General features: G+C 66.0%; 26 protein-coding genes and 2 pseudogenes. 13 read left to right on the top strand and 15 right to left on the bottom strand.

Annotation, left to right across the window (positions count from 1 at the left end):
* Window positions 1-87 precede the first annotated feature (87 nt).
* Together AC0J42_RS21735 and AC0J42_RS21730 are read left to right on the top strand one after the other, a co-directional pair.
* Window positions 88-1,506, top strand: coding sequence for a short-chain fatty acid transporter (locus tag AC0J42_RS21735; RefSeq protein WP_416425739.1), 1,419 nt, complete (start codon window positions 88-90; stop codon window positions 1,504-1,506).
* Window positions 1,507-1,518: 12 nt separating this feature from the next.
* The gene (locus AC0J42_RS21730; RefSeq protein ID WP_473003738.1) at window positions 1,519-2,343 is read left to right on the top strand and encodes an AraC family transcriptional regulator; all 825 of its coding nucleotides are present in this window, start codon (window positions 1,519-1,521) and stop codon (window positions 2,341-2,343) included.
* On the opposite strand, the gene AC0J42_RS21725 is transcribed toward AC0J42_RS21730, so the two are convergent.
* The 3 genes from AC0J42_RS21725 to AC0J42_RS21715 all read right to left on the bottom strand — a co-directional run bounded on the left by AC0J42_RS21725 (window position 2,325) and on the right by AC0J42_RS21715 (window position 4,023).
* The gene (locus AC0J42_RS21725; protein ID WP_473003736.1) at window positions 2,325-2,912 is read right to left on the bottom strand and encodes a LysE family translocator; all 588 of its coding nucleotides are present in this window, start codon (window positions 2,910-2,912) and stop codon (window positions 2,325-2,327) included. The two genes, AC0J42_RS21730 and AC0J42_RS21725, sit on opposite strands and share 19 nt — an antisense overlap.
* Before the next feature lie 71 nt (window positions 2,913-2,983).
* Entirely contained in the window at window positions 2,984-3,313 is a 330-nt protein-coding gene (locus tag AC0J42_RS21720) for an antibiotic biosynthesis monooxygenase family protein (RefSeq protein ID WP_416425738.1), read from the bottom strand.
* A 2-nt stretch (window positions 3,314-3,315) separates the two neighbouring features.
* A complete protein-coding gene (locus AC0J42_RS21715; protein ID WP_416425737.1) occupies window positions 3,316-4,023 on the bottom strand; it encodes a CTP synthase C-terminal region-related (seleno)protein in 708 nt (235 codons plus the stop codon).
* Between the two features lie 102 nt (window positions 4,024-4,125).
* Here AC0J42_RS21715 and AC0J42_RS21710 point away from each other — a divergent pair, with 102 nt between their 5' ends.
* Window positions 4,126-4,986 carry a LysR family transcriptional regulator gene (locus AC0J42_RS21710; protein ID WP_473003734.1) on the top strand — a complete coding sequence of 287 codons (861 nt, stop codon included), beginning with the start codon at window positions 4,126-4,128 and terminating at the stop codon, window positions 4,984-4,986.
* 40 nt (window positions 4,987-5,026) lie between these two features.
* Here the strand turns inward: AC0J42_RS21710 and AC0J42_RS21705 are convergent, their stop codons facing one another.
* Complete coding sequence (locus tag AC0J42_RS21705) at window positions 5,027-5,656, bottom strand: glutathione S-transferase family protein (protein WP_473003732.1); 630 nt, start codon at window positions 5,654-5,656, stop codon at window positions 5,027-5,029.
* A gap of 60 nt (window positions 5,657-5,716) precedes the next feature.
* On the bottom strand, window positions 5,717-6,028 hold the full coding sequence (locus AC0J42_RS21700; RefSeq protein WP_416425734.1) for a hypothetical protein: 312 nt from the start codon (window positions 6,026-6,028) through the stop codon (window positions 5,717-5,719).
* A 262-nt stretch (window positions 6,029-6,290) separates the two neighbouring features.
* Between AC0J42_RS21700 and ilvA the strand changes: the two genes are divergently transcribed.
* Complete coding sequence (gene ilvA, locus AC0J42_RS21695; protein WP_473003730.1) at window positions 6,291-7,301, top strand: threonine ammonia-lyase, biosynthetic; 1,011 nt, start codon at window positions 6,291-6,293, stop codon at window positions 7,299-7,301.
* Between the two features lie 33 nt (window positions 7,302-7,334).
* On the opposite strand, the gene AC0J42_RS21690 is transcribed toward ilvA, so the two are convergent.
* Both AC0J42_RS21690 and AC0J42_RS21685 read right to left on the bottom strand, forming a co-directional pair.
* Window positions 7,335-8,687 (bottom strand): GntP family permease, encoded by a 1,353-nt coding sequence (locus AC0J42_RS21690; RefSeq protein ID WP_416425732.1) that lies wholly within the window; start codon window positions 8,685-8,687, stop codon window positions 7,335-7,337.
* A gap of 73 nt (window positions 8,688-8,760) precedes the next feature.
* Entirely contained in the window at window positions 8,761-9,297 is a 537-nt protein-coding gene (locus AC0J42_RS21685; protein WP_473003728.1) for a gluconokinase, read from the bottom strand.
* A 207-nt stretch (window positions 9,298-9,504) separates the two neighbouring features.
* Here AC0J42_RS21685 and gntR point away from each other — a divergent pair, with 207 nt between their 5' ends.
* The 3 genes and pseudogenes from gntR to AC0J42_RS21670 form a co-directional block, all read left to right on the top strand.
* Entirely contained in the window at window positions 9,505-10,521 is a 1,017-nt protein-coding gene (gene gntR, locus AC0J42_RS21680; protein WP_416425730.1) for an HTH-type transcriptional regulator GntR, read from the top strand.
* 250 nt (window positions 10,522-10,771) lie between these two features.
* A pseudogene (locus AC0J42_RS21675) lies at window positions 10,772-11,506 on the top strand (PAS domain-containing protein); the annotation flags it as partial.
* Between the two features lie 222 nt (window positions 11,507-11,728).
* Window positions 11,729-12,091: pseudogene (locus AC0J42_RS21670) on the top strand (methyl-accepting chemotaxis protein); the annotation flags it as partial.
* A 117-nt stretch (window positions 12,092-12,208) separates the two neighbouring features.
* On the opposite strand, the gene AC0J42_RS21665 reads toward AC0J42_RS21670, so the two are convergent.
* The 8 genes from AC0J42_RS21665 to phnD form a co-directional block, all read right to left on the bottom strand.
* The gene (locus AC0J42_RS21665; protein ID WP_473003726.1) at window positions 12,209-13,603 is read right to left on the bottom strand and encodes an amidase; all 1,395 of its coding nucleotides are present in this window, start codon (window positions 13,601-13,603) and stop codon (window positions 12,209-12,211) included.
* A gap of 124 nt (window positions 13,604-13,727) precedes the next feature.
* Window positions 13,728-15,122 carry an MFS transporter gene (locus AC0J42_RS21660; protein ID WP_473003723.1) on the bottom strand — a complete coding sequence of 465 codons (1,395 nt, stop codon included), beginning with the start codon at window positions 15,120-15,122 and terminating at the stop codon, window positions 13,728-13,730.
* Window positions 15,123-15,313: 191 nt separating this feature from the next.
* On the bottom strand, window positions 15,314-15,697 hold the full coding sequence (locus AC0J42_RS21655) for a hypothetical protein (RefSeq protein ID WP_416425727.1): 384 nt from the start codon (window positions 15,695-15,697) through the stop codon (window positions 15,314-15,316).
* A gap of 82 nt (window positions 15,698-15,779) precedes the next feature.
* Window positions 15,780-16,892, bottom strand: a complete 1,113-nt coding sequence (locus AC0J42_RS21650; protein ID WP_473003721.1) for a phosphonoacetaldehyde reductase — start codon at window positions 16,890-16,892, stop codon at window positions 15,780-15,782.
* A gap of 28 nt (window positions 16,893-16,920) precedes the next feature.
* A complete protein-coding gene (phnE, locus tag AC0J42_RS21645) occupies window positions 16,921-17,709 on the bottom strand; it encodes a phosphonate ABC transporter, permease protein PhnE (RefSeq protein WP_473003719.1) in 789 nt (262 codons plus the stop codon).
* A gap of 1 nt (window position 17,710) precedes the next feature.
* Window positions 17,711-18,511: a phosphonate ABC transporter, permease protein PhnE gene (phnE, locus tag AC0J42_RS21640; RefSeq protein WP_416425724.1), complete on the bottom strand. Its 801-nt coding sequence runs from the start codon at window positions 18,509-18,511 to the stop codon at window positions 17,711-17,713.
* A complete protein-coding gene (phnC, locus tag AC0J42_RS21635) occupies window positions 18,474-19,274 on the bottom strand; it encodes a phosphonate ABC transporter ATP-binding protein (protein ID WP_473006892.1) in 801 nt (266 codons plus the stop codon). Before phnC ends, phnE (AC0J42_RS21640) begins: the two co-directional genes overlap by 38 nt.
* Window positions 19,274-20,137 (bottom strand): phosphonate ABC transporter substrate-binding protein, encoded by an 864-nt coding sequence (gene phnD / locus AC0J42_RS21630; protein ID WP_473003717.1) that lies wholly within the window; start codon window positions 20,135-20,137, stop codon window positions 19,274-19,276. The genes phnC and phnD overlap by 1 nt, the downstream gene beginning before the upstream one ends.
* A 113-nt stretch (window positions 20,138-20,250) precedes the next feature.
* Here phnD and AC0J42_RS21625 point away from each other — a divergent pair, with 113 nt between their 5' ends.
* The 6 genes from AC0J42_RS21625 to AC0J42_RS21600 all read left to right on the top strand — a co-directional run bounded on the left by AC0J42_RS21625 (window position 20,251) and on the right by AC0J42_RS21600 (window position 26,981).
* Entirely contained in the window at window positions 20,251-21,114 is an 864-nt protein-coding gene (locus AC0J42_RS21625; RefSeq protein ID WP_473003715.1) for a LysR substrate-binding domain-containing protein, read from the top strand.
* Between the two features lie 198 nt (window positions 21,115-21,312).
* A complete protein-coding gene (locus AC0J42_RS21620; RefSeq protein WP_473003714.1) occupies window positions 21,313-22,197 on the top strand; it encodes a TauD/TfdA dioxygenase family protein in 885 nt (294 codons plus the stop codon).
* A 13-nt stretch (window positions 22,198-22,210) separates the two neighbouring features.
* On the top strand, window positions 22,211-23,089 hold the full coding sequence (locus AC0J42_RS21615) for an ABC transporter ATP-binding protein (protein ID WP_473003712.1): 879 nt from the start codon (window positions 22,211-22,213) through the stop codon (window positions 23,087-23,089).
* Window positions 23,090-23,104: 15 nt separating this feature from the next.
* Window positions 23,105-23,971 carry an ABC transporter permease gene (locus tag AC0J42_RS21610; RefSeq protein ID WP_416425719.1) on the top strand — a complete coding sequence of 289 codons (867 nt, stop codon included), beginning with the start codon at window positions 23,105-23,107 and terminating at the stop codon, window positions 23,969-23,971.
* Window positions 23,972-24,007: 36 nt separating this feature from the next.
* Window positions 24,008-25,009 (top strand): ABC transporter substrate-binding protein, encoded by a 1,002-nt coding sequence (locus AC0J42_RS21605; RefSeq protein WP_473003709.1) that lies wholly within the window; start codon window positions 24,008-24,010, stop codon window positions 25,007-25,009.
* A gap of 484 nt (window positions 25,010-25,493) precedes the next feature.
* A complete protein-coding gene (locus AC0J42_RS21600) occupies window positions 25,494-26,981 on the top strand; it encodes an OmpA family protein (protein ID WP_473003707.1) in 1,488 nt (495 codons plus the stop codon).
* Window positions 26,982-26,988: the final 7 nt, after the last annotated feature.

Here is a 26,988-nt window from a genome sequence, read left to right as displayed (position 1 = left end):
AGCGACCTCAGGGGCCAGCGCAGCCTGCGGCAGCGGCTACAGTGCTTTGCAGCATCCAAAAATAAAGACAATAAAAGGTAGTACCCCATGTCCGTAGACATTGAAGAGAGCCGCTACGCGCGGTTTGCCCTGCGTTGCTCCAACTGGGCCGAGCGCTGGTTCCCCGATTCCTGGGTGTTCGCCGCCGTGGCGGTGATCGTCGTGGCGCTCGCGGCCATGGCCATGGGCGCCAAGCCCAACGACACTGCCACCGCCTTTGGCGACGGCTTCTGGAGCCTGATCCCCTTCACCATGCAGATGGCCTTCGTGGTCATCGGCGGCTACGTGGTGGCCAGTTCGCCGCCTGCGGTGAAACTCATCGACCGCCTGGCGCGCCTGCCGCGCAATGGCCGCTCGGCCGTGGCCTGGGTGGCGCTGATTTCCATGGTCGCCTCGCTGCTCAACTGGGGCCTGTCGCTGGTGTTCGGCGGCTTGCTGGTACGCGCCTTGGCGCGCCGCACCGACCTGAAAATGGACTACCGCGCCGCCGGTGCCGCCGCCTACCTGGGCCTGGGCGCCGTCTGGGCACTGGGCCTGTCGTCGTCAGCTGCGCAATTGCAGGCCAACCCGGCCAGCTTGCCGCCGTCGATCCTCGCCATCACCGGCGTCATTCCCTTCACCCAGACCATCTTCCTCTGGCAGTCCGGGCTGATGCTGGCCGTGCTGGTGCTGGTGTCGCTGGTCATCGCCTACGCCACCGCGCCGGGCCCCAACAGCGCCCGCGACGCCAAGGCCTGCGGCATCGACCCCAGCTTCAACCTGCCGCCCCAGGCCCAACGCAGCCGCCCCGGCGAGTGGCTGGAACACAGCCCGGTGCTGACCTTGCTGCTGGTAGCGCTGGCGGCCGGCTGGCTGTACCACGAGTTCTCGACCAAGCCGGCGATCACCGCCATTTCCGGGCTAAACACCTACAACTTCCTGTTCATCATGCTCGGCGCGCTGCTGCACTGGCGCCCGCGCAGCTTCCTCGACGCCGTGGCCCGCGCGGTGCCCACCACCACCGGCGTGCTGATCCAGTTCCCGCTGTACGGCTCTATCGCCGCCATCCTCACCACGGTAAAGGGCGGCGAAGGCCAGACCCTGGCCCAGCACATCTCCACCTTCTTCGTGCAGATCGCCTCCCACGACACCTACGCGCTGCTGATGGGCGTGTACTCGGCGGTGCTGGGCTTCTTCATCCCCTCGGGCGGCGGCAAGTGGATCATCGAGGCGCCGTACGTGATGCAGGTGGCCAACGACCTCAAATACCACCTGGGCTGGGCCGTGCAGATCTACAACGCCGCCGAGGCGCTGCCCAACCTCATCAACCCCTTCTACATGCTGCCACTGCTGGGCGTGCTGGGCCTGAAGGCGCGCGACCTGATCGGCTTCAGCTTCGTGCAGTTGCTGGTGCATGTGCCGCTGGTGCTGGTGCTGTTGTGGGCGTTGGGGACGACGTTGCAGTATGTGCCACCGGTAATGCCCTGACAGGAGTACAGCATGCTGCCGCGCACCTCCCGATTCTGGCGTGACCCCGCGCTGCCGTTCATCGAGGCGCGCGACGTGGTGGATGGCCGTGCCATCAGTCATGGCCTGCACGCCCACGACACTTTTTCCGTCGGTGCGATCACCGGCGGCACCAGCACCTACGTGAACGGCACCCATGTGCGACGGGTAGGACGGGGTGACCTGGTGCTGATGAACCCGGGCGAGGTGCATGCCTGTAACCCGGTGGATGACCGGCCATGGGCCTACCGCATGGTGTTCGTCGACGTCGTGTGGCTGGCTGCCTTGCAGGGGGCAGGTGGACTGGGGGATGGGGTGGTGTTGCAGCCTTTGGCGCAGCAGCATAGTCACGATCCACGACTGTTCGAAGGGCTCGATGGCTTGTGCGAGTCGCTGTTGAACGCCACTGTCAGTGCGCAGGCCAAGGAGGCGGCGGCGCGTGAGTGGTTTCTTGAGCTTATGCGGGTCGTTGGCACGCGCCCGCTGCAGCCCTGCGTCGCAGACCCGCTGGCGAGAGCCGCGGCATTTATCCGCGACGAGTGCGCGCGGCCGTTGAAGCTCGAAGAGATCTGCGCGACTGTGCAGCTGTCACCGTCCTACCTGATTCGGGCGTTCAAGCAACGCTACAGCATGACGCCCCACGCCTGGTTGATGGACTGCCGGTTGCAGGCGGCCCGTGCCTGCCTGCGCCAAGGTGGCGACATCGCCGAGGCCGCGCAACTGGCAGGCTTTGCCGACCAGGCCCACCTGCAGCGCTTGTTCAAGCGCCAACTGGCGGCCACCCCCGGCCATTACCGTGGTCAGCCCGCCACCAGGTAAGCGGCGCAGCCGATCAGTAAAGCCGCCAACACCCGGTTGAACAAACGCACCCCTGCCGCGTGCTGCAAGTGCCCGCGCACCAGGCTACCGGCCCAGGCCCAGCAGCCGATGGACAAAAAGCACACCACAAAATAGATCGCCGCAAACAGCCAGATCCGGCCACTGTCGCCATTGGCGGCAAACGCGCCCATGCCCGCCACGCAGGCCAGCCACGCCTTGGGGTTCAGCCATTGCATCGCCGCGCCGCCCAGCAGTGACGGTGGGCGCCCCCGGCCCGCATTGCCCAGCTGGCCGTTGTCCACGGCCAGGCGCCACGCCAGGTAGAGCAGGAACAACACCCCGGCCCACTGGATGGCCCGCGTCAGGCGAGGATACCAGGCCAGCAGTTCATGCAGGCCGAAGCCGCATAGCAGCAACAACAGGATGAACCCCAGGGTCGCGCCGGCGACGTGTGCCAGGCTGGCGGGCAGGCCATGCCTGGCGCCGGCATTGAGGGCAACGATATTCACCGGGCCGGGGCTGATGGATGCCGCCAGCGCGAAGCCGGCCATGGACAGGGCGAGTTGCATGGGCAGTACCTGATTGCGAGTGGATTCACCCACACCTTATGGCGCTGGCCGGGCACAGGTATTGAATGAAATTACCCTTCGCGATCAAACGCGTACGCCCGCTGCACATGGGCCACCCGCGTGATGAAGTGCTGGTACCACTGCGCCCGCCCGGTAGCGCGGGCGTCGGTGTGTTCGGCGTGCTGCTTCCACGCAAGGATCGCGGCTTCACTCTGCCAATACGACACGGTGATGCCCAGGCCGTCCTCGCCGCGCGCCGATTCCACGCCGAGGAAGCCTGGCTGGTCGCTGGCGAGCTCGACCATGCGCTGGGCTGCTTCGCCGTAGCCGGCGTCGACGTCGGTGCGGGTGGAGGTGAAGATCACCGCGTAATAGGGCGGTTTCGGGGTGTTGGCGAACATGCTCAGGCGCTCCGGTTGGCGGCGTGCAGCAGGGCGGTCAGCAGCGGCGGCACGCGGCCTTCCAGGGCGGCGCGCTCGGGCTGGAACAGGGTGGCGACGAAGAACGGGTGGCCTTCCAGTTGCACGGCGCGCACATCGCCGGCGGCGTCATGGGCGCAAGGGCGCAGGGGGCCTGCGAACAGCGCGTCGGCGAAGGCCGGGTTGAGGCCATAGTTGCAGTGGTAGCCTTCTTCGATGTCCAACTGCTCGTATGCCTGGGCGATCAGGCTGCCGGGCGTCAGGTGCAGGCCACCGCGTTTTTCCACCAGCGAGCAGCTGAGCGGGCTGATGATGGCGCGGGCGGCGTCGGGGAAGCTTTCGCCGTGCTCGGCGTCGGCCCAGCCCAGCACATTGCGGGCGTATTCCAGCAGCGCGTGTTGGAAGCCGGCGCAGGTGCCCAGGAAGGGGATGCGCTGTTCGCGGGCGTGGCGGATGGCGGTGAGTGCGCCTTCCAGCGAGCGGTAGGGGCTGCCGGGCATGCACCAGATGGCGTCGAAGGGCTGGTCGAGGCTGGCGGCGGTGACCTGGTCGGTGGCCAGGCAGCGCGCCTCCACGCTGATGCCCAGGGCGCGGCCCGCCAGTGGCAGGGCGGCCTGGATGGCGCGGTGGGCGGTGATCGAGGCGTCGAAGTCGCCGACCAGGGCGATGTGCAGCGGGCGCGAGCGGGGCATGAGGCTGTTCCTTCAGTGGGTCCTTGCCGGTGCAAGTAGGGCCACTATAAGCTGGCACCCGCGCAATCAATATTGGCATTTCGGCAAAGTATCCGTGCATTCATGCAATATCGCCTCAGTCATCACGACCTTGACCTGATCCTTGCCCTGGTACGTGGCCGTTCGCTGGCGCGGGCCTCACGTTTGCTGGGCGTGGACGTGTCGACGGTGTTCCGCTCGACCCGCCGGCTGGAGTCGGCGCTGGGCCAGTCGCTGTTCGAGAAAAGCCGCGGCGGCTACCTGCCCACGGCGCTGGCGGTGAGCCTCGCGGCCCAGGCCGAGCAGGCTGAACAGGCGCTGCAGGTGGCCCAGGTCAGCGTGGAGCAGGGCGGCGAGGTGGTCAGTGGCACGGTGCGCCTGACCTGCACCGACGCGGTGCTGCAGCACCTGCTGTTGCCGGCCCTGGCGACCTTCATGCCGCGCTACCCGGCGCTGGCACTGGAGCTGACCACCAGCAATGACTTCGCCAACTTGAGCCGCCGCGACGCCGACATCGCCCTGCGCCTGACCCAGGCGCCGCCCGAACACCTGGTGGGTAGCCGCCTGGGCACGGTGCAGTACCAGGTGTGTGCCAGCGCCGCCTACCTGGCCGGGCTGGCCACCCGTGACCTGGCGTTGATGAACTGGGTGGCCGCCGATGACTTCATTCCCGACCACCCCGGGGTAGCCTGGCGCCGCGAACACCTGCCCGGGGTGACGCCGCTGTACCGGGCCAGCTCCATGCTGGCGGTGGCGCAGATGGTGCGGGCGGGGATGGGGGTGGCGGTGTTGCCGCAGTTCCTGATCGGTGACCTGACGGTGCTGGGTGCACCGTTGGCGGGGCATGACAGCGCGTTGTGGATGCTGACGCGGCCTGATTGCCGGGCGTTGCGGTCGGTGGTGACGTTGTTTGGCGAATTGCGTTCGGCGATAGTTTTGGGGTGACCCCGGACGCGGCCTGCGGCCGCTGCTACGGGGGGCGTGATTACGGCATGCCGTTGGCGCCGTATAGGCGGAACCCTTCGCGTTCCTGCAGGCGCAGGTAGTAGGCTTCTACTGCTGGCAAGGCGGCGTGCTCGATGGGCGTCATTTTCCAGCGGTTCACCGACAGGCCCAGCACCACGTCCGCCAGGCTGAAATGCTCGCCGGTGACAAACGCGCCGGTGCGCGCCAACTGCGCGTCGAGAATGGCCATTACCCGGTTCCACTCGGCCGTGCCGTCAGCCAGTTTTTGCGGGTCCTGATACGCTGGGTCCTGGCGAACCAGTGCGGTGAACGGGTAGCGCCATGCCGGGTTCAGCTCCGTGGCCTGCCAGTCCATCCACTGTTCCACCCGCGCCCGCGCGCGGCGCTCCACGGGCAGCAACGGCGCGCCCTGTTTGCCTGCCAGGTAGCGGCAGATGCTGTTGGATTCCCACAGCACGAAGTCGTCCTCCACCAGCACCGGCACCTGGGCGTTGGGGTTCAGCCGCAGGTAGTCGGGGGTGTGGGTGGAGGCAAAGCCGTTGCCGTAGTCTTCGCGAATGAAACCGATGCCCAGCTCGTGGCAGGTCCACAGGACCTTGCGTACGTTGATCGAAGTGTCGCGTCCCAGAATGCGAACGGGCATGTCCATGCGAAAGTCCTGTGCGGGCCGAAGGGGAATGCGGAATCTAACCCGCCGGCCCGCCGCAAGTCACGGCTTGCTGGTGGTGCCTGAAGGGCTGTCGGGCTTGGTGTTGCTGTTGCCCATGGAGCTGCCCTCGGGGTTGCCGCCGATCGGTTTGATCGGCTGGCTGCCGGCGGGCATGTCGGGGCCGGCCGAGCCGTCGGTGTTGCCGTTCTGCATGCGCGTGCCGGTGCCGCTGGGCACGCCGATTTCCGCTGGCGTAGTGCCAATGGCGCCGTTGGGGTTGGCAGGGTTCACGGGGCCGGTGCTGTCATCGGCGAAGGCGCCGGCGCTGAGCAGGGTGGTCAGGGCCAGGGCGGCCCAGCGTGCAGTAGTCATGAACAGTCTCCTTTTCATGAGCGGTACAGGCTTTGGGCCATTGCCGGATGAACAAGGTGCCCCACTGCCGACGGGCGGTTGACGGCGCCGGGCCAGGCGGCGTATGTTCTGGGCATGAACACCTTCCTGTCGCTGCCAGCCATGAGCATTATTATTACCGCCATTCCTCATCTGGCGGGCTAGCAGCTGCACCCAACCCGCCCTCGTGGCGGGTTTCAAGTGAACGTCACCAGGGCTCCGAGTACTGCACCGGAGACGCCCCATGAGTGACACCGACACCGATACCGCCCAGCTCGCCTACTACGCCCGCAAGACCCTGGAAGCCAAGGTCTACGACCTGGCCATCGTCACCCCCTTGCAGGTGGCGCCGGCGCTGTCCCTGCGCCTGGGCAACCAGGTCCTGCTCAAGCGTGAAGACCTGCAGCCCACCTATTCCTTCAAGATCCGCGGCGCCAGCAACAAGCTGGCGCAGCTGAGCCCGGCCGAGCGTGCCGCCGGCGTGGTCACCGCCTCGGCCGGCAACCATGCCCAGGGCGTGGCGTTGGCGGCGCGGGAGCTGGGCATCGCCGCGACCATCGTGATGCCGCAGACCACGCCGCAGCTGAAGATCGATGGCGTGCTGTCGCGCGGTGGCCACGCCGTGCTGCACGGCGCTGCGTTCCCCGAGGCCCTGGCCCATGCGCTGGAACTGGCCAAGGGCGGCATGACCTTCGTCGCGCCCTTCGACGACCCCGACGTGATCGCCGGCCAGGGCACCGTGGCCCTGGAGATCCTGCGCCAGCACCCCGAGGGCCTGGACGCCATTTTCGTGCCGGTGGGCGGTGGCGGGCTGCTGGCCGGCATCGCCGCCTACGTCAAATACCTGCGGCCGCAGATCCGCGTCATCGGCGTCGAGTCAGAGGGCTCGAACTGCCTGCAGGCAGCGCTGGCGGCGGGGGAGCGGGTGGTGCTGGGCCAGGTCGATACCTTTGCCGACGGCGTGGCGGTGGCGCAGGTGGGGGCCCATTGCTACGACATCTGCCGGCGTTGGGTGGACGAGGTGATCACGGTGAGCAATGACGAACTGGGCGCGGCGATCAAGGATATCTATGACGACACGCGTTCCATCACCGAGCCATCGGGGGCGTTGGCGGTGGCGGGCATCAAGCGCTACGTGGCCGCGCGCGGGGTGCGCGGGCAGGTGCTGGTGGCGATCGATTCGGGGGCGAACGTGAACTTCGATCGGCTGGGGGACTTTGCCCAGCGGGCGCTGCGTTTTGCTGAAGCCCTGTAGCCGCTGCCCCAGGCAGCGGCTACAGGGTCGGGTTTACACTACCAGCGACAGCAACATGATAAAGATCAGGGCAACCACCGAGAGGATGGTTTCCATCATGCTCCAGGTCTTGAAGGTTTCAGCCACGGTCATGTTGAAGTACTGCTTCACCAGCCAGAAACCGGCGTCGTTGACGTGCGACAGGATCACCGAACCGGCACCGGCGGCCAGCACCAGCAGCTCGCGCGGCACGCCCGGGATCAGGTCCACCACCGGGGCGACGATGCCGGCGCCGGTGATGGTGGCCACGGTGGCGGAACCGGTGGCGATACGGATCACCGCCGCCACCAGCCAAGCCAGTAGGATCGGCGAGACGTGGGCCTGCACGGCCATTTCACCAATCACGTTGCCCACGCCGGTGTCCACCAGCATCTGCTTGAAGCCACCACCGGCGCCCACGATCAGGATGATCGCGGCGGTCGGTGCCAGGCTCTGGTCCAGCAGCTTCATGATCTTGGCGCGGTCGAAGCCACGGGCAAAACCGAAGGTGTAGAAGGCCAGCAGCAGGGCGGCCAGCAGGGCGGTGATCGGGTGGCCGATCAGGTCCATCCACTGGCGGAAGATGTGGTCAGCCGGCACGAACACGTCGGCGAAGGTCTTCAGCAGCATCAGGAACACCGGCAGCAGCACGGTGATCAGGGTCACGCTGAAGCTGGGCAGGTTCTCGTGCTGGGATTCCTTGGCGATCTGGTCCATCAGCTCGGTCGACGGGTTGCCCGGCACGTACTTGGAGATGAAGCTGCCGAACAGCGGGCCGGCGATGATGGCAGTCGGCAGGCCGACGATCAGGCCGTAGAAGATGGTCTTGCCGATGTCAGCCTTGAACACCCCGATGGCCAGCAGCGGGCCCGGGTGCGGCGGCACCAGGCCGTGGACCACGGACAGGCCGGCCAGCAGCGGAATGCCGATTTTCACCAGCGACACGCCGGAACGGCGGGCGACGATGAACACCAGCGGAATCAGCAGCACGAAGCCGATCTCGAAGAACAGCGGGATGCCCACCAGGAACGCCGAGCACATCATGGCCCAGTGCACGTTGCGCTTGCCGAAGGCACGGATCAACGTTTGCGCGATCTGGTCGGCGCCGCCCGAGTCGGCCATCAGCTTGCCGAGCATGGTGCCCAACGCCAGCACGATGCCGACGAAGCCGAGCACGCCGCCGAAGCCGTCCTGGAAGGATTTCATCACCTTGGCCACCGGCATGCCGGAGGTCAGGCCCAGGAAACCAGCGGCGATGGTCAGCGCCACGAACGGGTGAACCTTGAACTTGGTGATCAGCAGCACCAGGCCGATGATCGTGATCAGGGCGTCGAGCAGCAAGTAGGTGTTAGTCGGTAGACCCAGCATCGGGGTATGCCTCTTCTTGTTGTGGTCGGTGCAATTCTAGTTGGGATAGCGCTGTCTTGTGCGGGCTCATGAATCAGGCCGATTGCGACAGCGATGCGTCTTGGTTGTGCAGCCAGGCGTCGACCTTGTCTGCCAGGGTGGCGATGGGCAGCGTCGCGTCCAGGGGCAGGGTCAGCACTTCGCCCTTGGGCGATTCCAGGGTGGCGAACTGGCTGTCGATCAGGCTGGCCGGCATGAAATGGCCGGGGCGGTGGGAAACGCGGTCAGCTGCTTCCTCGCGGGTCAGTTCCAGGAACACGAAGCCCAGGTTGGGCACGGCAGCGCGCAACTTGTCACGGTAGGCCAGCTTGAGCGCCGAACAGGTCAGGATGGCGCGTTCGCCACTGGCCACGCACGCACTCATTTCCTCGCCGAGGCGGGTCAGCCAGCCGGCACGGTCGTCGTCGTTGAGGGGGATACCAGCGGACATTTTTTCGATATTGGCGGCAGGGTGGAACACGTCACCTTCAATCAGGCGACCTCCGCTACGGTGACAGATAGCATCGCCGACGCTGCTCTTGCCGCAGCCCGCAACACCCATCACCACGATCGCGGAAAGAGGGAAAACCATCGGTATCTCCTGCAGGAACAGCGCGTGCAGGGGATCCTTGTAAGGCTACCCCGGCGGCTACTGCACCCTGATCTTATTGATATGTTTTGAGCAGCCCTTGCTCGGGGAGTTGCACACGATGAAATAATTTCATCATTGCCCTGTGCTAAAGACAGCGCTACCTTAGCCGCCACCCCTATTAATGGCAAGTCGAAAACAATAAGACCCATGACCCGCACCGGCTCTCGTACTACCGGTCGCCCGACGCTTTCCGAAGTCGCACGGCTGTCCGGCGTTTCCCCGATTACCGCTTCCCGCGCGTTGCGGGGGGTGCCCACCGTCGCCCCGGAACTGGCCATCAAGGTCCACGAAGCCGCCCTGCAACTGGGCTACGTGGCCAACCCTGCCGCCCGCGCGCTGGCGTCGGCGCAGAGCCAGTCCATCGTGGTGCTGATTCCGTCGCTGTCCAACCAGCTGTTCATCGACACCCTGGAAGCCATCCACGACGTGATGCGCCCCCGGGGCCTGGAAGTGCTGATCGGCAACTCCCACTACGACATCCATGAAGAAGAAAACCTGATCCGCAACTACCTGGCCTACCAGCCACGGGGCCTGTTGCTGACCGGTTTCGAGCGCACCGAGGCCGCGCGGCGCATGCTCGCCACCAGCGGGGTGCCCTGCGTGCACATGATGGAGCTGGACGCCACGCCCGGCATCACCTCGGTGGGCTTTTCCCAGGAGCAGGCGGGCGCCGTGGCGGCGCGCCACCTGCTCAGCCGCGGGCGCAAGCGCCTGGCCTACGTGGCCGCGCAGCTCGACCCACGGGTGCTGCAGCGCGGCGACGGCTTCCGCCAGACCCTGCAGGCCGCCGGCTGTTTCGACCCGGCGCTGCAACTGATGGCGCCGGCGCCGTCGTCCATCGGCCTGGGCGGCGAGCTGTTCAATGACCTGCTGCGCCGCCACCCGGACGTCGACGGCATCTTCTTCTGCAACGACGACCTGGCCCAGGGCGCCATCCTCGAAGCCTCGCGCCAGGGCCTGAAGATTCCCGAACAGGTGGCCATGGTCGGCTTCAACGACCTGCCAGCCTCGGCGCACCTGGTGCCGCGCCTTACCTCCATCCGCACCCCGCGCGCCGCCATCGGCCGCCAGGCGGCGCACCTGCTGCTGGGGCTGCTGGATGGCAAGCCGATGACCCTGCCTACCCAGGACCTGGGGTTTGAACTGGTGGTGCGCGAAAGCTGACCGTAGCAGCGGCCGCCAGGCCGCGTCCGGGGGGCGCGCACCGCTAATGGCGCTTTGCTTGCAACCCCACACTTGCTGGCTATGCTCAGCAGGTGAACCGGGAGTTGCCTTGTCAGGGAAGAAAGCACAGGGAATGTCGCGCCAGCCTTGCTTCACGCCCCCATTCCATTCGTCGTGCCCCGAAGTGCGTTGCTTCTGCATTTAACCATTGGGTTTTCAAAAGTAACCGGACGCTTGAGGTCTTCGAACCATGTTTGACTCCCACCGCAAGGCCGATGTGGCGGAAATCGCGCGCCTGACCGCCGAACTGGAGCATGTCAACGCGCGCCTGGCTGCCATCAGCCGGTCCATGGCCATGATCGAGTTCACCCCCGAGGGCCTGATCCTCGATGCCAACAGCAACTTCTGCAAGACCATGGGCTACAGCGTCGAAGAGATTCGCGGCAAGCACCACCGGCTGTTCTGCGCCGATGGCTTCCACAAGAGCGAGGAATACCAGCGCATGTGGCAGACCCTCCAGAGCGGCGAGCCCCTGAGCGGCACTTTCGAGCGGCTGGACAAGAGCGGCCGCGAGGTGTGGCTGGAGGCCAGCTACATGCCGGTGCTGGGCCCCAACCGCGAGGTGCGCAGCGTGATCAAGGTGGCGGCCGACATTTCCGACCGCGCGCACCTGGAACATGAAAGCGAAAGCAAGCTCAAGGCCATCGGCCGCTCCATGGCGGTGATCGAATTCAGCCCCGACGGCCGCGTGCTCACCGCCAACGACAATTTCCTCCAGGCCTTGCACTATTCGCTGAGCGAGGTGATCGGCCAGCACCACAGCATGTTCTGCACCCGCACCGAAGCCGAATCGCCGAACTACAAGGCGTTCTGGGCCTCGCTCAACCGTGGTGAGTACCACTCGCACCGCTTCGAACGGGTGGACAAGCACGGCCGCGTGGTCTTCCTCGAAGCGTCCTACAACCCGATCTTCGACCCCCACGGCCGCCTGTATAAAGTGGTGAAGTTCGCCAGCGACATCACCGCGCAGATCAACACCCAGCAATCCGCCGCCGAAGCCGCCCACGCCACGTCGGTGCAGAACGACGCCTGCGCGCAGAAGGGCTCGAGCGTGGTGCGCCAGACGGTGGACGTGATCAAGGAAATCTCCAACGACCTCAACGAGGCGGCGCGCAGCATCGATGCGGTGAACCGCCAGTCGGAGAACATCGGCAAGATCGTGCAGACCATCCGTGGCATCGCCGACCAGACCAACCTGCTGGCGCTCAACGCTGCCATCGAGGCGGCGCGCGCCGGCGAGCATGGCCGCGGGTTTGCGGTGGTGGCCGACGAGGTGCGCAGCCTGGCGGCGCGCACTAGCCAGGCCACGGTGGAAATCGTCGACGTAGTGCGGCAGAACCATGACCTGTCCCTGAGCGCGGTGGCCAGCATGCAGTCGAGCCTCAGCCGCACCGGCCTGGGCGTGGAGCTGGCCAACGAGGCGGGCGAGGTGATCCTGGAAATCCAGGAAGGCTCGCGCCACGTGGTGGACGCGATCAGCCAGATCAACTCCACCCTGCAGCTGCACTGACACCACACATTCCGTAGCCGCTGCCGCAGGCTGCGCTGGCCCTCAATGACGCTGGGGATCTCCAGTGTACTCAGGGGCCAGCGCAGCCTGGCGGCAGCGGCTACGGAGGCAGGGTGTTCAGGCGTGGGGAGCAGTCGGCCAGGCCGGCATCTCGCCGCGCACGCCTTCGTACCACTTGCCCATCTGCAGCAGCCATTCATCGGCGAAGCGTGGCCCTACCAGCTGCAGGCCCACGGGCATGCCGTGCTCGGTAAAGCCGCAGTTGATCGACAGCGCCGGCTGCTCGCCCATGTTCCACGGCAAGGTAAACACGATGTGCTCGAACGGCTGCTGCGGGTCGTTGCCCGGTGACGGCCAGTCGGCGGGGAAGGCCTCGACCTGGTTGGTGGGGCACAGCAGCAGGTCCACCTCGTCGAACACCGCAGCGGCGCGGCGGCGCATCTCGAAGGTCTGGTTGAAGCCCTGCACCGCCTGCACGGCGGTGAAGTCGGCGGCGGGGGCGGCCCACTCGCGTATATAAGGCAGCACCTTTTCGAACTGCGCGCTGCCCATGGCGCTCAGCTCGGCCCATTGCCGTGCGCGCCAGAAACGGTCCATGCCGTCCAGCAACGTACGGTCCATCAGTGGCGCCACGGTTTGCAGGCGTGCGCCGTGGGCCTGGAAGTGCTTGGCGGCGGCCTCCACCAGCGCGCAGGTGCGCGCCGACGGCGTGAAGCCCACGCCAGGGTCAAGCAGCACCCCCACGCGCAGGCCACGCATCGACGGCGGCGCCAGTTTCCAGTCCAGCGCCTGGGGCGCCAGGCTGGTGGCGTCGCGGCTGTCGGGCAGCGACAGGTAGCGCATCAACAGGGCGCAGTCGTCCAGGCTACGGGTCATGGGCCCGGCGCAGCGGCCGGTGTAGTAAGGGTCGATGGGGATACGCCCCAGGGTCGGCTTGAACCCCACCAGCCCGCACCAGCCGGCCGGCAGGCGGATCGAGCCGCCTATGTCGGTGCCCACGTGCAACGGGCCATAGCCGGCGGCCGCCGCAGCGGCGGCGCCGGAGCTGGAACCACCGGTGTTGTTGGCCAGGTTCCAGGGGTTGCGGGTGACGCCATGGAAGCTCGACAGCCCGGACGACAGCATGCCGAAGTCCGGCACCGTGGTCTTGCCCAGCACGATCGCCCCGGCTTCGCGCAGCCGCGCTGCGGGGGGCGCATCCTGGGCGGCGGGTTGCAGCACGGTGGCGGCGCTGCCCAGGGGAATGGGCTGGCCTTGGGTGGCGATCAATTCCTTGAGGGTCACCGGCACACCGTCCAGCGGCCCGCGCGGCAACCCCCGGGCCCAGCGCTCGGTGGCGCCGCGGGCCTGTTCCATCACGCCCTGCGGGTCGAAATTCCACAGCGCGTTGATGTGTGGTTCCCAGCGACCGATGTGATCCACCAGATGCTGGTAATACTCCAGCGGCGACAGCGTCTTGCTGGCGAACATGGTCAGCAGCTGCGCTGCCGGCAGATCATGCAGGTCGGTCATCACCCTCACTCCCTGAACGTGGTCGTGCAGCAAGCGTAGCAGCAACTGTCTTTGTGGGAGCTGGCTTGCCAGCGAGCTTTTTGGGCCTGAACAGCTCGCTGGCAAGCCAGCTCCCACGGGCGCTTTAGTGAGCGATGTTTTCCAGCGCCAGGTTGCGGGTCCTGGGCCCGAAGCCGCCGATGGTCAGCGTCACGATCAGCATGCTGCTGACAATGAACGCCAGCACCCCCGGCGTGCCGAAATGCTCCAGGAAAAAGCCGATCATCAGGCTGCTGAACACCGTGGACAGGCGGCTGAACGAGTAGCAGAAGCCCACGGCACGCGCGCGAATGTGGGTGGGGAACATCTCGCTCTGGTACGAGTGGTAGCTGAAGGTCAGCCAGGCGTTGCAGAAAGTGATCATCACCCCGCAGACGATCAGCCCCACGGCGCTGGTCTGGAACGCGAACAAGGTGCCGAACAGCATGGTGCCCAGCGCCGAACCGACGATCTGCCATTTGTTCTCGAAACGGTTGGCGATGCGCACGAACAGCAGCGGCCCCAGCGGGTAGGCCAGGGTGATGACGAAGGCATAGCCCAGGCTGTGGGTGACGCTGACGCCCTGGCCCGACAGCAGCGCAGGCAGCCAGTTGCCGAAGCCGAAGAACCCGATGGCCTGGAAGATGTTGAAGACGATCAGCATCAGCGCCCGGCGGCGGTAGGGCGGCTGCCAGATGTCGCGGAAATGGCCCTGGGCTTCCACCGGCACCGCTTCCAGATGCGGCGTGGGCAACGGCTGGCCGTGGTCGCGCTGGCAGCGCGCCTCGATAGGCGCCAGGATCGCCTCGGCCTCGTCGAAGCGCCCGTGCTGGGCCAGCCAGCGCGGCGACTCGGGCAGCCGCGAGCGCAGCCACCAGATGATCAGCGCGAACAGCGCGCTGGCCAGCACCACCCAGCGCCAGCCCGAAAACCCCAGCGGCGCCTGGGGCACCAGCCACCAGGACATCAGCGCCACGGCTGGCACCGACAGGAACTGCACGAAAAAGGCGAAGGCAAACGCCGAGCTGCGCATGCGCTTGGGCACCAGTTCGGACAGGTAGGCGTCGATGGTCACCAGCTCGATGCCCAGGCCGATGCCGACGAAGAAGCGGCAGACGATCAAGCCCAGCGCGCTGCTCTGCAGGCCCATGACCACGGTGGCCAGGGTGTACCAGACCAGCGCGAAGGTGAAGATGGCCCGGCGGCCGAAGCGGTCGGCGATGGGGCTGAGCAGGCTGGCGCCGAAAAACAGGCCGAGGAAGGTCGCCGAGGCGAACGCCGCCTGGTCGGACAGGCCGAACACGCCCTGGTTGCCGGCGGCGAAGATGCCGTCGCGGATCAGGCCGGGGCTGATGTAGGCGGTCTGGAACAGGTCGTACAGCTCGAAGAAGCCGCCAATCGATAGTAGCGCCACCAGCTTCCACAACGTCGCCACGGCGGGCAGGCGGTCGATGCGCGCCGAAATCAGCGCGGCGCGGTCGGGGGAGGCGTGGGTGGACATGGGCGTGAATCCAGACGGGTGGAGCGAGAATGATACTGATTGTTGCACGGCAGTGGATTGCTAATTACTTCGCAAAAAACCGAATTTATTGCGATCCTGTAGCAGCTGCCGTAGGCTGCGTCCCCAACTCACGCCTAATTTCAAGATTTTGTGCGTGGGCGGGGGACGCAGCCTTCGGCAGCTGCTACGGGTTAATCGTCGTTGTCGGCCATTTGGTTGAGGTATTTGCCGCGGTCCGGCGTGAAGGTCACCATCATGCCCGTGCGGCTGCAGGTCAGGGTGGTCTCGCGATCGGCCTGCACCTGCAGGTCCTCGCCACGCAGGCCCTGCCACTGGGCCAGGTATTTCAGCGCGCCGTATTTCTCCTTCTTCTTCAACGCGCGGGCCACGCCGCCTTTCCAGCCCAGCACCGGCAGTTCGCCGGCGCGGCATTGCTCGGCCAGCTCGGGCATCTTCTGCGCGCGCTCACGGCCGATTTCCCAGCAGCGGATCAGTCCTTGATCGGGGCCCTGCCAGGTTTCTTCCCACGTCAACTTGGGGCGCACGGGGACGGTGATTTCACGGGAGACCAGCATTGTCGGGGCTTATCCTTGAGCACGTGGGTGTGTGGATCCAAAATATCCCAAACGATAGTCTCAGTGCCAGCCTGGATATGTATCAAATGTGATGCGAATCACCCAGCAGGGGCTGGCCGGCGAAGTTGCGCCCGCGCGCGCCCTGGGCCGAGCGTTGCACCAAGGCGGCCCAGCCGCTGTCGTCCAGGCCGTAGTCGGCCAGCTCGCGGCTCACGCCCAGGCGGTCGAGCAACGCTTCCAGCTGCGTGGCGCCAGCTTCGGCCACCTGGCTGGCGTCGACGCCGAACACCCGCGCCAGGCTCTCGTCGATGTCGGCGCCGTGGCCCACCGCCCAGCGCAGCACCCGGGGCAGGCTGAACGAGCAGGCGATGCCATGGGCCGTGCCCTGTTCCAGGGTGATGGCGTAGGAAATGTTGTGCGCCAGCGCCGTGCGCGTGTTGGAAAACGCCAGGCCCGCCCAGGTCGCGGCCTGCAGCATGCGGCTGCGCAGGTGCAGGTTGTCGAGGTCGTCGGCCAGGCGCGGCAGCACCTCGATGATGGTTTTCGCCGCCGTTTCGGCGTAGTGCAGCGACAGCGGGTTGCGCTGGGTATTCCAGATGCTTTCCAGGGCGTGGGACAAGGCATCCAGGCCCGTGGCGACGGTCAGCCCGCGCGGCAGGCTGCGGCCCAGTTGCGGGTCGCACAGGGCCACTTCCGGGTACAGGCGCTCGTGGGCCAGCGACAGCTTGCGCTGGTTGGCCGGGTCCCACACGGTGGCCCAGCAGGTCACCTCGCTGCCGGTGCCGGCCGTGGTGGGGATGGCGATGATGGGCAGGGCGCTGAAGGATGGCTCGCGGCCTTCCAGGTAGTCGAGGGTGCGGGCGAAGTCGCCTTCGAACGCGGCCAGGCACTTGGCGCTGTCGATCACCGAGCCACCGCCCAGGGCCACCAGCACCGGCGGTTGTTCGGCGGCGCAGCTGGCCGGGTACAGGCGCGCGGCGGCGTCGCGCAGGAAGTCGATGTCGGGGTTCTCGCGCACGTCGTCGATCACCAGCAGCGGCGCGCCGGCCTGCTGCGCCAGGCGCTGGGCCAGGCCGGCGAACAGCGGGTGGGCGTAGGTCAGCAGCACGTAGGGGCGGCCGTTGATGAACTCGGCTGTGCGCTCGAAGGCGTCGATGCCAAATTGCAGGTGCACGGGGTTACGGTAGGACCACATCGAAGGGCTCCTTGAAAGAAGTGAAGGTTCAGGCCAGGCGTTGGCGCGCCCAGCCGGACAGGGCGTCGATGGCGACGATGGTCACCAGCAGGATCAGGATCAGCATTGCCGAGCGCCCGTACTGGAACAGGCGCAGGGCGTCGTACAGCGCCTGGCCGATGCCGCCGGCGCCCACCAGGCCGAGCACCGAGCTCATGCGCACGTTGCGGTCGAAGATGTACAGCACGTAGCCCACGGTCTCGCGGCCAATGGACGGCCAGCCGGCGAAGAACAGCGTCTGGATGCGCCCGGCGCCGGTGGCGCGCACGCCTTCGTAGGTGCCTTCGGGCACGCGTTCCAGGCTTTCGGCGATGAATTTGGCCAGGAAGCCCAGGGTGTGCACCCCCAGCGCCAAGGTGCCGGGCAGCGGGCCCAGGCCGATGGCGGCGACGAAGAACAGCGCCAGCACCAGGTCGGGGGTGGCCCGCGACACGCTGAGCGCTTCGCGCACCAGGGTGAAACACAGGCGGTTGGGCGTCAGGTTGCGCGCGGCCAGCGGCGCCAGGATGAACGCGCCGACACAGGCAATGGCCGTGCCCCACAGGGCGGTGGCCAGGGTTTGCAGCAGCAGGAACAGTGAGTGCGGCAGGTCGCTGAAGTCGGGGCGGGTGTAGCGCGAGAAATACTCGGCGATGTCCTGCAGCGCGTAGCCCAGGCCGTCCACCGACAGGTCCAGGTGCATCACGCACAGCCCGGCCACCACGAACACCGCGGCAATCAGCAGCGGCGCCGGGTTGAACGGGCGCTTGGGCAGGGCAGGCAATGGGGTCGCGTGCATGTCAGATGATCCTCTTGCGCAGGGCAGCGCTGATACGGTCCAGGGTCGATACCACCAGCAGCACGGCCAGCATGATCAGCAGCAGGCGCGGGAAGTCATACAAGCGCATGGACATCACCAGGTCGTAGCCGATGCCGCCGGCGCCGACGATGCCCAGGATGGTGGCGGCGCGGAAGTTGTGGTCGAGGATGTACATCAGCGCGCCCAGCAGGTCCGGCAGCGCCTGGGGCAGGTGGGCGAAGCTGCGCACCTGCAGCCAGCTGGCATTGTGGGCGACCAGGCCTTCCACGGCCTTGTCGTCCACCACCTCGATGGCCTCGGCGAAGAACTTGGCCATGAAGCCCACGGTCACCACCGCCAGCGCCATCACCCCCGGCAGCGGGCCCAGGCCCAGGGCGGCGACGAACACCAGCGCCCAGATCAGGTCGGGCAGGGCGCGGGTGAACGACAGCAACAGGCGCGCGGCGCGGCCCAGCCACGGGCGAGGCGTGGTGTTGCGCGCGGCGATGATTGCCAGCGGCAGGCTGACGAAGGCGGCGAGCAAGGTCGCCAGGAAGGCGATCTCGAAGGTTTCCAGCAGCTTGATGCCCAGCTGCGGCAGGTAGCTCCACTCCGGCACGGTCACCAGCTTGCCAGCGAACTCGGCGAGGTTGCCCAGCGAGTGCAGCAGCTTGAGCGGGTCCATCTCCACCAGCGGCGCGCTGGCCAGCAGCAACACCAGCAGCATTGCCACCAGGCCGATCAGGCGCCAGGGCGCGCGGCCGTCAGGCGTAGGCCAGCAGAGCCGGGACGGGCTGCGCATGGGCGTCTCCTTCACGTTGATAGATGTGCGCCAGGGCGTTGCGGTCCAGCTGCGCGGGCGGGCCGTCGAAGACGATGCTGCCTGCGTTGACGCCGATCACCCGGTCGGCGAAGCGCTTGGCCAGGTCCACCTGGTGCAGGTTGAGGATCACGGTGATGCCGTCCTCGCGGTTGATGGCGGCGAGCATGGCCATGACTTCCTCGGTGGCCAGCGGGTCGAGGCTGGCCACCGGCTCGTCGGCGAGGATGACCTTGGGCTGCTGCGCCAGGGCGCGGGCGATGCCCACCCGTTGCTGCTGGCCGCCGGACAGTTTGTCGGCGCGCTGCCAGGCGCGCTCGGTCAGGCCGACCCGGGCCAGCAGGCGCGTGGCCAGTTCCACGTCGTCGCGGCGGAACAGGTGCAGCAGGCTGCCCAGCCACGAGCGCCGGGCCAGGCGGCCGGTCAGCACGTTGGTCATCACCGACAGCCGGCCCACCAGGTTGAACTGCTGGAACACCATGGCCACGCCGCTGCGCACGTGGCGCAGGTTGCGCGGCACCACCGGCACGCCGTCGAACAGAATCTCGCCGCCCTGGATGCTTTCCAGGCCGTTGAGCGAGCGCAGCAGCGTCGACTTGCCGGCGCCGGACGGGCCGAGAATCACCACGAAACTGCCGGCCTCGATGTCCAGGCTGATGTCTTTCAGGGCCTGGTGGCCGTTGTCGTAGTGCTTGCACACATGGGTCAAGCGGAAGGCCGGCATGGCGCGCTCCTGTGGCTGCATCACTTGAGCAGGGCGTCGCGGCCCAGCCCCAGCGAGGTGATCATGTCGCGGATCGGTTGGTAGTCGGCCGGCTTGGCCTCGGTGTAGCGGATGTACTTGCCGTAGCCGGTCACCTGCATGTCCTTGTGGGCGTTGTAGAAGGCCTCGCGGATCTTGGCCTTCAGCTCCGGGTCAAGGTCGTTGCGGTAGGTCAGCGGCGAGTCGGGGATGTCCATCGAGGTTTCGATGATGCGGTTGCTTTGCGGGGTGATCAGGCCTTTTTCCAGCAAGATCTTGTAGGAAATGTCATTCGCCGCGGCGGCGTCCACCGCGTGGTTCTTCACCGCCAGCTGGGCGGCGTCGTGGGAGCCGGCGTAGGTAAACTTGCCGAAGAACTGCGCCGGGGTCTGCCCGGTGCGCTGCTTGAGGATGTAGCTGGGCACCAGGTTGCCGCTGGTGGACGCAGGCTCGACGAAGGCGACGTTCTTGCCTTTGAGGTCTTCGAGCTTCTGCACCGGTGAATCGCCCGGCACCACGAAAATGCTCTTGTAGATCGAGCGGCCATCGGGGCTCACGCCCACGGCAAAGGCCTCGGCGCCGGCTTCCTGCTCGGCGAGGATGTACGACAGCGGGCCCAGCCAGGCGATGTCCAGGCGCTTCTTGCGCATGGCTTCGATGACGCCGGCGTAGTCGGTGGCGGTGTACATCTTCACGTGCACGCCCAGCTTCTTCTCCAGGTAGGCGCGCATGGGTTCGAAGTGCTGGATCATCTCCTCGTTGTTCTCGGCCGGGATCAGGCCCATCACCAGGTCACGGGCCTGGGCCACGCTGGCGGCGCAGGTGAGGCAGGCCACGGCGGCGATTTTCTTCAGCAACGGCTTCATCGGTGCGTCTCTTTCGGTGACTGATGAGCGAATGTTGCAGAGGCGATATGACAATTGATGCATGAATTTGATAGCTATGTAGGACCTAAACCATAGCCTCAGGGAATGCACTGATGATCTACGCCCAACTGCGCGCCTTCCTGGCGGCGGCGCGAACCGGCAGTTTTACCGAGGGCGCGCGGCTGCTGAAGATCACCCAGCCGTCGATTTCCAAGCAGATTCGCGAGCTGGAGGAGCGCTGCGGCGAACCGCTGTTCGACCGCACCGGCCGTCAGGTGCGCCTCACGCCGCTGGGCGTGCAGGTGATGGCCAGCGCCCGGCGCATGATGGACGCCGAGGTGGACGCGCTGCAGTTGCTCAGCGACGTGCGCGCGCTGGGTTCGGGGCATCTGCGCATTGCCGCCGTGGGGCCCTATCACCTGGTGGAAATCCTCCACGAATTCCACCGGCGCTACCCGCGGGTGCAGGTCAGCGTCGAGTTCGGCCATTCGCAGTACGTGCACGACGCCGTGGAAAACTTCGATGCCGACCTGGGCGTGCTGGCCAGCCAGCAACCGGGCAACGGCCTGGCGCGCCTGCGCTACCGGCAGTGCCCGCTGATGCTGGCGGTGCCGGCGGACCATGTCCTGGCCAGCCGCGCCAGCGTGGCGTTGAGCGAGCTTGAGGGTGAGCCGGTGATTCACCGCGAGGCGGGCTCCTCCAGCCGGCAGATCTTCGAGGCGGCGTGCCAGGCCGCGGGCGTGCAGCCGGCCAGCGTGCTGGAAATCGGCAGCCGCGAGGCCATCCGCATTGCCATCGCCAAGGGCATGGGCATCGGTTACGTGTCCCAGGACGAGGTGGTGCCCCATGAGCGCATCGTCATCGTGCCCTTTGCCGAGCAGCAGGGGCTGCTGACCAACGCCACGCTGGTGTGGCGCAAGGAGCGGGGCGCCAACACCATCATCAGCGCGTTCCTGGAGATTGCACGGGCGATGTAACCGCCGCGGCTTTTGTGGGAGCTGGCTTGCCAGCGAGCTGTTGGCGGGCAAAAACTCGCTGGCAAGCCAGCTCCCACAAAGGCATCCACAATTTCCAGTGATATCGTTATGCATTAACGATATTTAAATTTCGGTTCTTATGCCTATAGAGTTTGGTCATCACCTACTCGTACTCAATAGCCAGAGCCGGAGCCCAGCATGTCCGCCTTATCTTTCGCCCCCCTGCCGTCCCAGACCTTCGAAGTCCGCCCCCTGCAAGGCCTGGTGGGCGCCGAGATCGTTGGCCTGGACCTGAGCCGGCCGCTCAATGACGAAGACTTCGCCCGCGTGCACCGCGCGCACCTGGACTACCACCTGGTGGTGTTCCGCGACCAGCACATCACCCCGCAGCAGCAGATCGACTTCAGCCGCCGCTTCGGCGTGCTGCAGATCCACGTGCTCAAGCAGTTCCTGCTGGCCAACCACCCGGAAATCCTCATCGTCTCCAACATCGTCGAGCACGGCCAGCCGGTCGGCCTGGGCGATGCTGGCAAGTACTGGCACTCGGACCTGTCCTACAAGGAACTGCCAAGCCTGGGCTCGATGCTGTACGCCCAGGAACTGCCCAGCGAGGGCGGCGACACCCTGTTCGCCGACATGCACCGCGCCTGGGACAGCCTGCCGCAACACCTGCAGGACGCGGTAGAAGGCAAGCAGGCGGTGCACTCGTACACCGCCCGCTATAGCGAGGGCAAGAACGCCGCCAACTGGCGCCCGACCCTGACCGCCGAGCAGCTGGCACAGGTGGTCACCGTCAGCCACCCGGTGGTGCGTACCCACCCGGAGAATGGCCGCAAGGCGCTGTTCGTCAGTGAAGGTTTCACCACCCACATCGTCGGCCTGCCCGAAGACGAAAGCCGCGACATCCTCAACCAGCTCTTTGCCCACAGCGTGCGCCCGGAAAACGTCTACCGCCACCAGTGGCAACCCAACGACATGGTGTTCTGGGACAACCGTTCGCTGATCCACCTGGCTGCCGGCACCCCCGAGCACCTGCGCCGCAAGCTGCACCGCACCACTATCCAGGGCGATGCGCCGTTCTGATCCGGGAGTCACCATGAACGCTGTACTGCAAGGCCACACGGCCAGCGATGTATTACCTGCGCAGGCAGGCCATCAGGCGACCCCTGAAGTCCTGCTGCAAGTGAGCAACGTCAGTCTCGAATACCGCACCCCCGAACGCGTGGTGCGGGCCACCCACCAGGTCAGTTTCGAAGTCGATCGCAGCGACCGCTTCGTGCTGCTCGGCCCGTCGGGCTGCGGCAAGTCGACCCTGCTCAAGGCCGTGGCCGGCTTCATCAAGCCCAGCGAGGGCGAGATTCGCCTGGGTGGCGCCACCGTCACCGAGCCGGGCCCGGACCGTATCGTGGTGTTCCAGGAGTTCGACCAGCTGCCCGCCTGGAAGACCGTGCTGGAAAACGTCATGTTCCCGCTGCTGGCCTCGCGCACCCTCAAGCGCAAGGAAGCCGAGGAGCGTGCGCGCCATTACCTGGAAAAGGTCGGCCTCAGCGCCTTCGCCAACGCCTACCCGCACACCCTGTCCGGCGGCATGAAGGCCCGCGTGGCCATCGCCCGCGCCCTGGCCATGCAGCCGAAGATCCTGCTGATGGACGAGCCCTTCGCCGCCCTCGACGCCCTGACCCGGCGCAAGATGCAGGAAGAGCTGCTGGAACTGTGGGACGAGGTGCGCTTCACGCTGCTGTTCGTCACCCACTCCATCGAGGAGGCGCTGGTGGTGGGCAACCGCATCCTGTTGCTGTCGCCGCACCCAGGCCGGGTGCGCGCCGAAATCAACAGCCACGAATACGATCTGCAGAGCCTCGGCGGCGTGGCCTTCCAGGCCAGTGCCCAGCGGATTCACCGGCTGCTGTTCGACGAGACCCAAGGGCCGGTCGAGCAGGACCTGGGTTTCCACGACATCCGCATCGCCTACTGACACCGGAGCCTTGCCATGAGCCTGCAACCGCCTGTGCGCGCCGAATACGAAATCGAGCTGGAACCCTTCACCCAGGCCGCGCTGACCCGTGACATTTCCCTGGCCCAGCGCATCTGGCAACAGGGCTGGGTGCGCAAAACGGTGATCATGATCGCCCTGGCGCTGATCTGGGAAATTGCCGCGCGCCTCCAGAACAACGACCTGTTGCTGCCCAGCTTCCTGCAGACCGCCCATGCCTTCATTGACGGCATCGCCACCGGCGAGCTGCTGGGCAAGGTGTGGATCTCCCTGACCGTGCTGATCAAGGGCTACCTGATCGGCATCGTCCTGGCGTTCGGCCTGACCACCCTGGCGGTGTCGACCCAGCTGGGCCGTGATCTGCTCAGCACCCTGACTGCCATGTTCAACCCGCTGCCGGCCATCGCGCTGCTGCCGCTGTCGCTGTTGTGGTTCGGCCTGGGCGACAACAGCCTGATCTTCGTGCTGGTGCACTCGGTGCTGTGGGCGCTGGCGCTCAACACCTATTCGGGCTTCCTGGCCGTGTCGGAAACCCAGCGCATGGCTGGCCGCAACTACGGCCTGCGTGGCCTGCGTTTCGTCTGGTACATCCTGATCCCGGCCGCGCTGCCGTCGATCCTGGCAGGCCTGAAGATTGGCTGGGCCTTTGCCTGGCGCACCCTGATCGCCGCCGAGCTGGTGTTCGGCGCCTCGTCGGGCAAGGGCGGCCTGGGCTGGTACATCTTCCAGAACCGCAACGAGCTGTACACCGACAAGGTCTTTGCCGGCCTGGCGGCGGTGATCATCATCGGCCTGCTGGTGGAAAACCTGCTGTTCAACACCTTCGAGCGCCTGACCATCAAGAAATGGGGCATGCAGCGCTGATTCGCCACTCTCTCCACTAAATACGTGAGCATTCAAATGGCCAAGTTATCCCGTCTTTCCATCGCCCTGGGCCTCGTCGGTGCCGTGCTCGGCACCAGCGCCCACGCCGAAGGCAAGATCAGCATCGCCCAGCAGTTCGGCATCGGTTACCTGATCCTCGACGTGGTGCGCGACCAGCACCTGATCGAAAAGCACGGCAAGGCCGAAGGCATTGACATCACCGTGGACTGGAACAGCATCTCCGGCGCCACCGCCATGAACGAAGCGCTACTGGCCGGCGCCCTGGACGTGGTGTCGGCGGGCGTGCCGCCGATGCTGACCATCTGGGACCGCACCAAGGGCCGCCAGAACGTCAAGGCCATCGCCTCGCTGGGCTCGATGCCCAACTACCTGCTGACCAACAACCCCAACATCAAGACCCTCAAGGATTTCACCGACAAGGACCGCATCGCCGTGCCGGCCGCAGGCGTCGGCTTCCAGTCGCGTACCCTGCAGATCGAGACCGCCAAGGTGTTCGGCGACGCCGACTTCAAGCGCTTCGACAACTACTCGGTGAGCATCCCGCACCCCGACGCCACCTCGGCGCTGATCGCCGGCAGCTCGGAAATCACCGCGCACTTCTCCAGCCCGCCGTTCCAGTACCAGGAACTGGAAAACCCGAACGTGCACAAGGTGCTCAGCTCCTACGACGTGCTGGGTGGCCAGGCGACGTTCAACGTGCTGTACACCACGCAGAAATTCCACGACGAAAACCCCAAGACCTACAAGGCGTTCTACGACGCGCTGGCTGAGGCGTCGCAGTACATCAAGGCGAACAAGGCCGAGGCGGCCAAGACCTACATCCGCGTCGAACAGTCTAAGTTGCCGTTGGCGTTGGTGGAGAAAATCGTCAACGACCCGGAGATCGACTTCACCATCGTGCCGCAGCGTACTGGGGTGTATGCCGATAAGTTGAATGAGCTGGGGGTGTTGAAGAACAAGGCTGCCAGCTGGAAGGATTTCTTCTTTGAAGAGGCGCAGGGTGGGGCGGGTAGCTGATCGCGCCCGTACCCTCGGCAAGCTTCGGCTTCAGCGTTTTGGTGTATGAAAAGCGGTTACTCCGCTGCTTGCGAACATGGCACAATGCCATATAATGCGGGTTTTTCGGGCAAGCACCCAGGACGCTGAGACCGCACATGGACGTCAAGTACCTCGAAGCCGTAACAGGCCGCCCAGGCCTGGCAGCCGCCACCCATGGCGGCCTGGCTCTCCATATTTCCAGGGTGCGAGCGCTCCACGCGTTCGCTGCTCCTTCTCTATTCCCCTCGGCGCCGCAGCGCCATCGTCCGCCTGTGCTACAGGGCAGCAGTTGCTGCCCCGTGCGTTCGGCTTGAGACGTCCTGTTCAACCCTGATCCCTTCCCAAGCGTTTTGTGGCGCAGGGGCGGGCCGAGGGTCAATGTTTTCCATTCAAGGCAATTGCGCCGAAACAAAGGCTTTCGCCGTTCGTTTAACAGGCGTTATCCATCACAAGGAATTGATACATGCGATTGAAAGCGAAGCGCCTGACCGCCTTGGCCGTGGCGATTGCCACGCTTAGTGGCTGCCAGACCAACAGCACCATGCAGTCGGTGGGTGCCAACCATGGCATGGTCATCCTCTGCGGCGTGGGTGCGGTGGGCGGTGCCATCCTGGGCAACCGGCTGGCCGGCGCTGGCAACAAGACGCAGGGGGCCGTGATTGGCGGCCTGTTGGGCGGGGCGTTGGGTTGCTACGCGGGCAGTGTGTGGGAGTCGAAGATGAAGGCCCTGCAGCAGATTGCCAAGGACGAGCACATGGCGATTTCGGTGCAGCCACTCAACCTGCAAGCACCCGCAGGCGCTGCCAAGAATGCCGATGGTGGGCTGGTGGCACAAGTGCAGGACGAGGGGATGTTCCCGGTCGGTTCTGCACAGTTGACCACAACCGGCCTGCGCCAGGCGCAGAAGCTGGCCGCAGCCTTCGCGCAGAAGAGTGGTGAGGGCAAGGATGATGGCCAGCGCCGCTTCCTGATCGTGGGGCACACGGATGCCACCGGCACGGCCAGCCTCAACCAGAGGCTCTCCGAGCAGCGCGCGCGTGCGGTAGGCCAGGTGCTGCAAGGCGCCGGTATCGCGGCAAGCCGCATCTATTACCAGGGCGCGGGCTCTTCCCGGCCGGTTGCCGACAACACGACCGAGGCAGGTCGCAACAGCAACCGTCGGGTCGAAATCAGCGAGATGAGCTCCCAGGACGTGCTGGTCAAGCGGGTCCAGGCTGAATCGGCGAACGCCAAGTACGCGGTCTACAGCGCTGGCCCCGAGAAACGTGCGCCTGCACGCACCAGCACCAAGGCTGCGACGGTGGCGTCCCGGGCACCGGTTGCCAGCCCCCGGCCGGTCGATCAGCCAACCTCCGCCCATGAGGCGCCGGCAAGCGCGGCGCTGGTCAATTTCGGTGGCGTGCCGGCTGCGCAGCAAGCCAGCGTGACAGCGGCCATCCAGCCCAAGTCCGGCGGCTTTACCCTGATCTCTTCGGCCCAGGCCAACGATCTGCCAATTCAAAGCTGTCAGGCCGACGCCCCCCGTGAAACCGGCAGCGTCCTCAGCCTGGCGACTGGCCAGCCGCTGGAAGACCACAAGACCTACGAATACATGGCGGGGTACAACAACCGTGTCTGGGCAGAGGTAGTCAACGGCAACCTGCTGACGATCACGCCGGTGTCCATTCTCAAGGACAACGCCGCGGTCGACCGCCAACCCATCCTGGAAGTGGTGAAGGGCTATGACACCGGCAACCGCACCAGCCTCAAGTCCATTCAAGGCATAGCCAACACCTACGAGGGCGAGACTCAGGTGCTCTACCGGGTATTCGCCAAGGACCCGAACGCCCCCGTGTCGTGCATTGACGTGGTGTTCGAAAAAGGCGCCCCGCAAGCAACCAAGGGCCAAGTGTTCTACCCGCGCGGTGACTCGGCCTATGTAGCAGCGTTCATTCCGCGAAAAGCGTCCTAATTTCAAA

Source organism: Pseudomonas sp. Tav-5-1A (assembly GCF_055755055.1).
Note: the sequence above shows the minus strand (reverse complement) of the source record. Positions and strands in the feature narration are given on the sequence as shown.

What these genes read in the sequence shown, in the direction of transcription:
- AC0J42_RS21735 (WP_416425739.1), top strand. Translation starts at nt 88, where the DNA reads ATGTCCGTAGACATTGAAGAGAGCCGCTACGCGCGGTTTGCCCTGCGT.
- AC0J42_RS21730 (WP_473003738.1), top strand. Translation starts at nt 1,519, where the DNA reads ATGCTGCCGCGCACCTCCCGATTCTGGCGTGACCCCGCGCTGCCGTTC.
- AC0J42_RS21725 (WP_473003736.1), bottom strand. Translation starts at nt 2,912, where the DNA reads ATGCAACTCGCCCTGTCCATGGCCGGCTTCGCGCTGGCGGCATCCATC.
- AC0J42_RS21720 (WP_416425738.1), bottom strand. Translation starts at nt 3,313, where the DNA reads ATGTTCGCCAACACCCCGAAACCGCCCTATTACGCGGTGATCTTCACC.
- AC0J42_RS21715 (WP_416425737.1), bottom strand. Translation starts at nt 4,023, where the DNA reads ATGCCCCGCTCGCGCCCGCTGCACATCGCCCTGGTCGGCGACTTCGAC.
- AC0J42_RS21710 (WP_473003734.1), top strand. Translation starts at nt 4,126, where the DNA reads ATGCAATATCGCCTCAGTCATCACGACCTTGACCTGATCCTTGCCCTG.
- AC0J42_RS21705 (WP_473003732.1), bottom strand. Translation starts at nt 5,656, where the DNA reads ATGGACATGCCCGTTCGCATTCTGGGACGCGACACTTCGATCAACGTA.
- AC0J42_RS21700 (WP_416425734.1), bottom strand. Translation starts at nt 6,028, where the DNA reads ATGACTACTGCACGCTGGGCCGCCCTGGCCCTGACCACCCTGCTCAGC.
- ilvA (WP_473003730.1), top strand. Translation starts at nt 6,291, where the DNA reads ATGAGTGACACCGACACCGATACCGCCCAGCTCGCCTACTACGCCCGC.
- AC0J42_RS21690 (WP_416425732.1), bottom strand. Translation starts at nt 8,687, where the DNA reads ATGCTGGGTCTACCGACTAACACCTACTTGCTGCTCGACGCCCTGATC.
- AC0J42_RS21685 (WP_473003728.1), bottom strand. Translation starts at nt 9,297, where the DNA reads ATGGTTTTCCCTCTTTCCGCGATCGTGGTGATGGGTGTTGCGGGCTGC.
- gntR (WP_416425730.1), top strand. Translation starts at nt 9,505, where the DNA reads ATGACCCGCACCGGCTCTCGTACTACCGGTCGCCCGACGCTTTCCGAA.
- AC0J42_RS21665 (WP_473003726.1), bottom strand. Translation starts at nt 13,603, where the DNA reads ATGACCGACCTGCATGATCTGCCGGCAGCGCAGCTGCTGACCATGTTC.
- AC0J42_RS21660 (WP_473003723.1), bottom strand. Translation starts at nt 15,122, where the DNA reads ATGTCCACCCACGCCTCCCCCGACCGCGCCGCGCTGATTTCGGCGCGC.
- AC0J42_RS21655 (WP_416425727.1), bottom strand. Translation starts at nt 15,697, where the DNA reads ATGCTGGTCTCCCGTGAAATCACCGTCCCCGTGCGCCCCAAGTTGACG.
- AC0J42_RS21650 (WP_473003721.1), bottom strand. Translation starts at nt 16,892, where the DNA reads ATGTGGTCCTACCGTAACCCCGTGCACCTGCAATTTGGCATCGACGCC.
- phnE (WP_473003719.1), bottom strand. Translation starts at nt 17,709, where the DNA reads ATGCACGCGACCCCATTGCCTGCCCTGCCCAAGCGCCCGTTCAACCCG.
- phnE (WP_416425724.1), bottom strand. Translation starts at nt 18,511, where the DNA reads ATGCGCAGCCCGTCCCGGCTCTGCTGGCCTACGCCTGACGGCCGCGCG.
- phnC (WP_473006892.1), bottom strand. Translation starts at nt 19,274, where the DNA reads ATGCAGCCACAGGAGCGCGCCATGCCGGCCTTCCGCTTGACCCATGTG.
- phnD (WP_473003717.1), bottom strand. Translation starts at nt 20,137, where the DNA reads ATGAAGCCGTTGCTGAAGAAAATCGCCGCCGTGGCCTGCCTCACCTGC.
- AC0J42_RS21625 (WP_473003715.1), top strand. Translation starts at nt 20,251, where the DNA reads ATGATCTACGCCCAACTGCGCGCCTTCCTGGCGGCGGCGCGAACCGGC.
- AC0J42_RS21620 (WP_473003714.1), top strand. Translation starts at nt 21,313, where the DNA reads ATGTCCGCCTTATCTTTCGCCCCCCTGCCGTCCCAGACCTTCGAAGTC.
- AC0J42_RS21615 (WP_473003712.1), top strand. Translation starts at nt 22,211, where the DNA reads ATGAACGCTGTACTGCAAGGCCACACGGCCAGCGATGTATTACCTGCG.
- AC0J42_RS21610 (WP_416425719.1), top strand. Translation starts at nt 23,105, where the DNA reads ATGAGCCTGCAACCGCCTGTGCGCGCCGAATACGAAATCGAGCTGGAA.
- AC0J42_RS21605 (WP_473003709.1), top strand. Translation starts at nt 24,008, where the DNA reads ATGGCCAAGTTATCCCGTCTTTCCATCGCCCTGGGCCTCGTCGGTGCC.
- AC0J42_RS21600 (WP_473003707.1), top strand. Translation starts at nt 25,494, where the DNA reads ATGCGATTGAAAGCGAAGCGCCTGACCGCCTTGGCCGTGGCGATTGCC.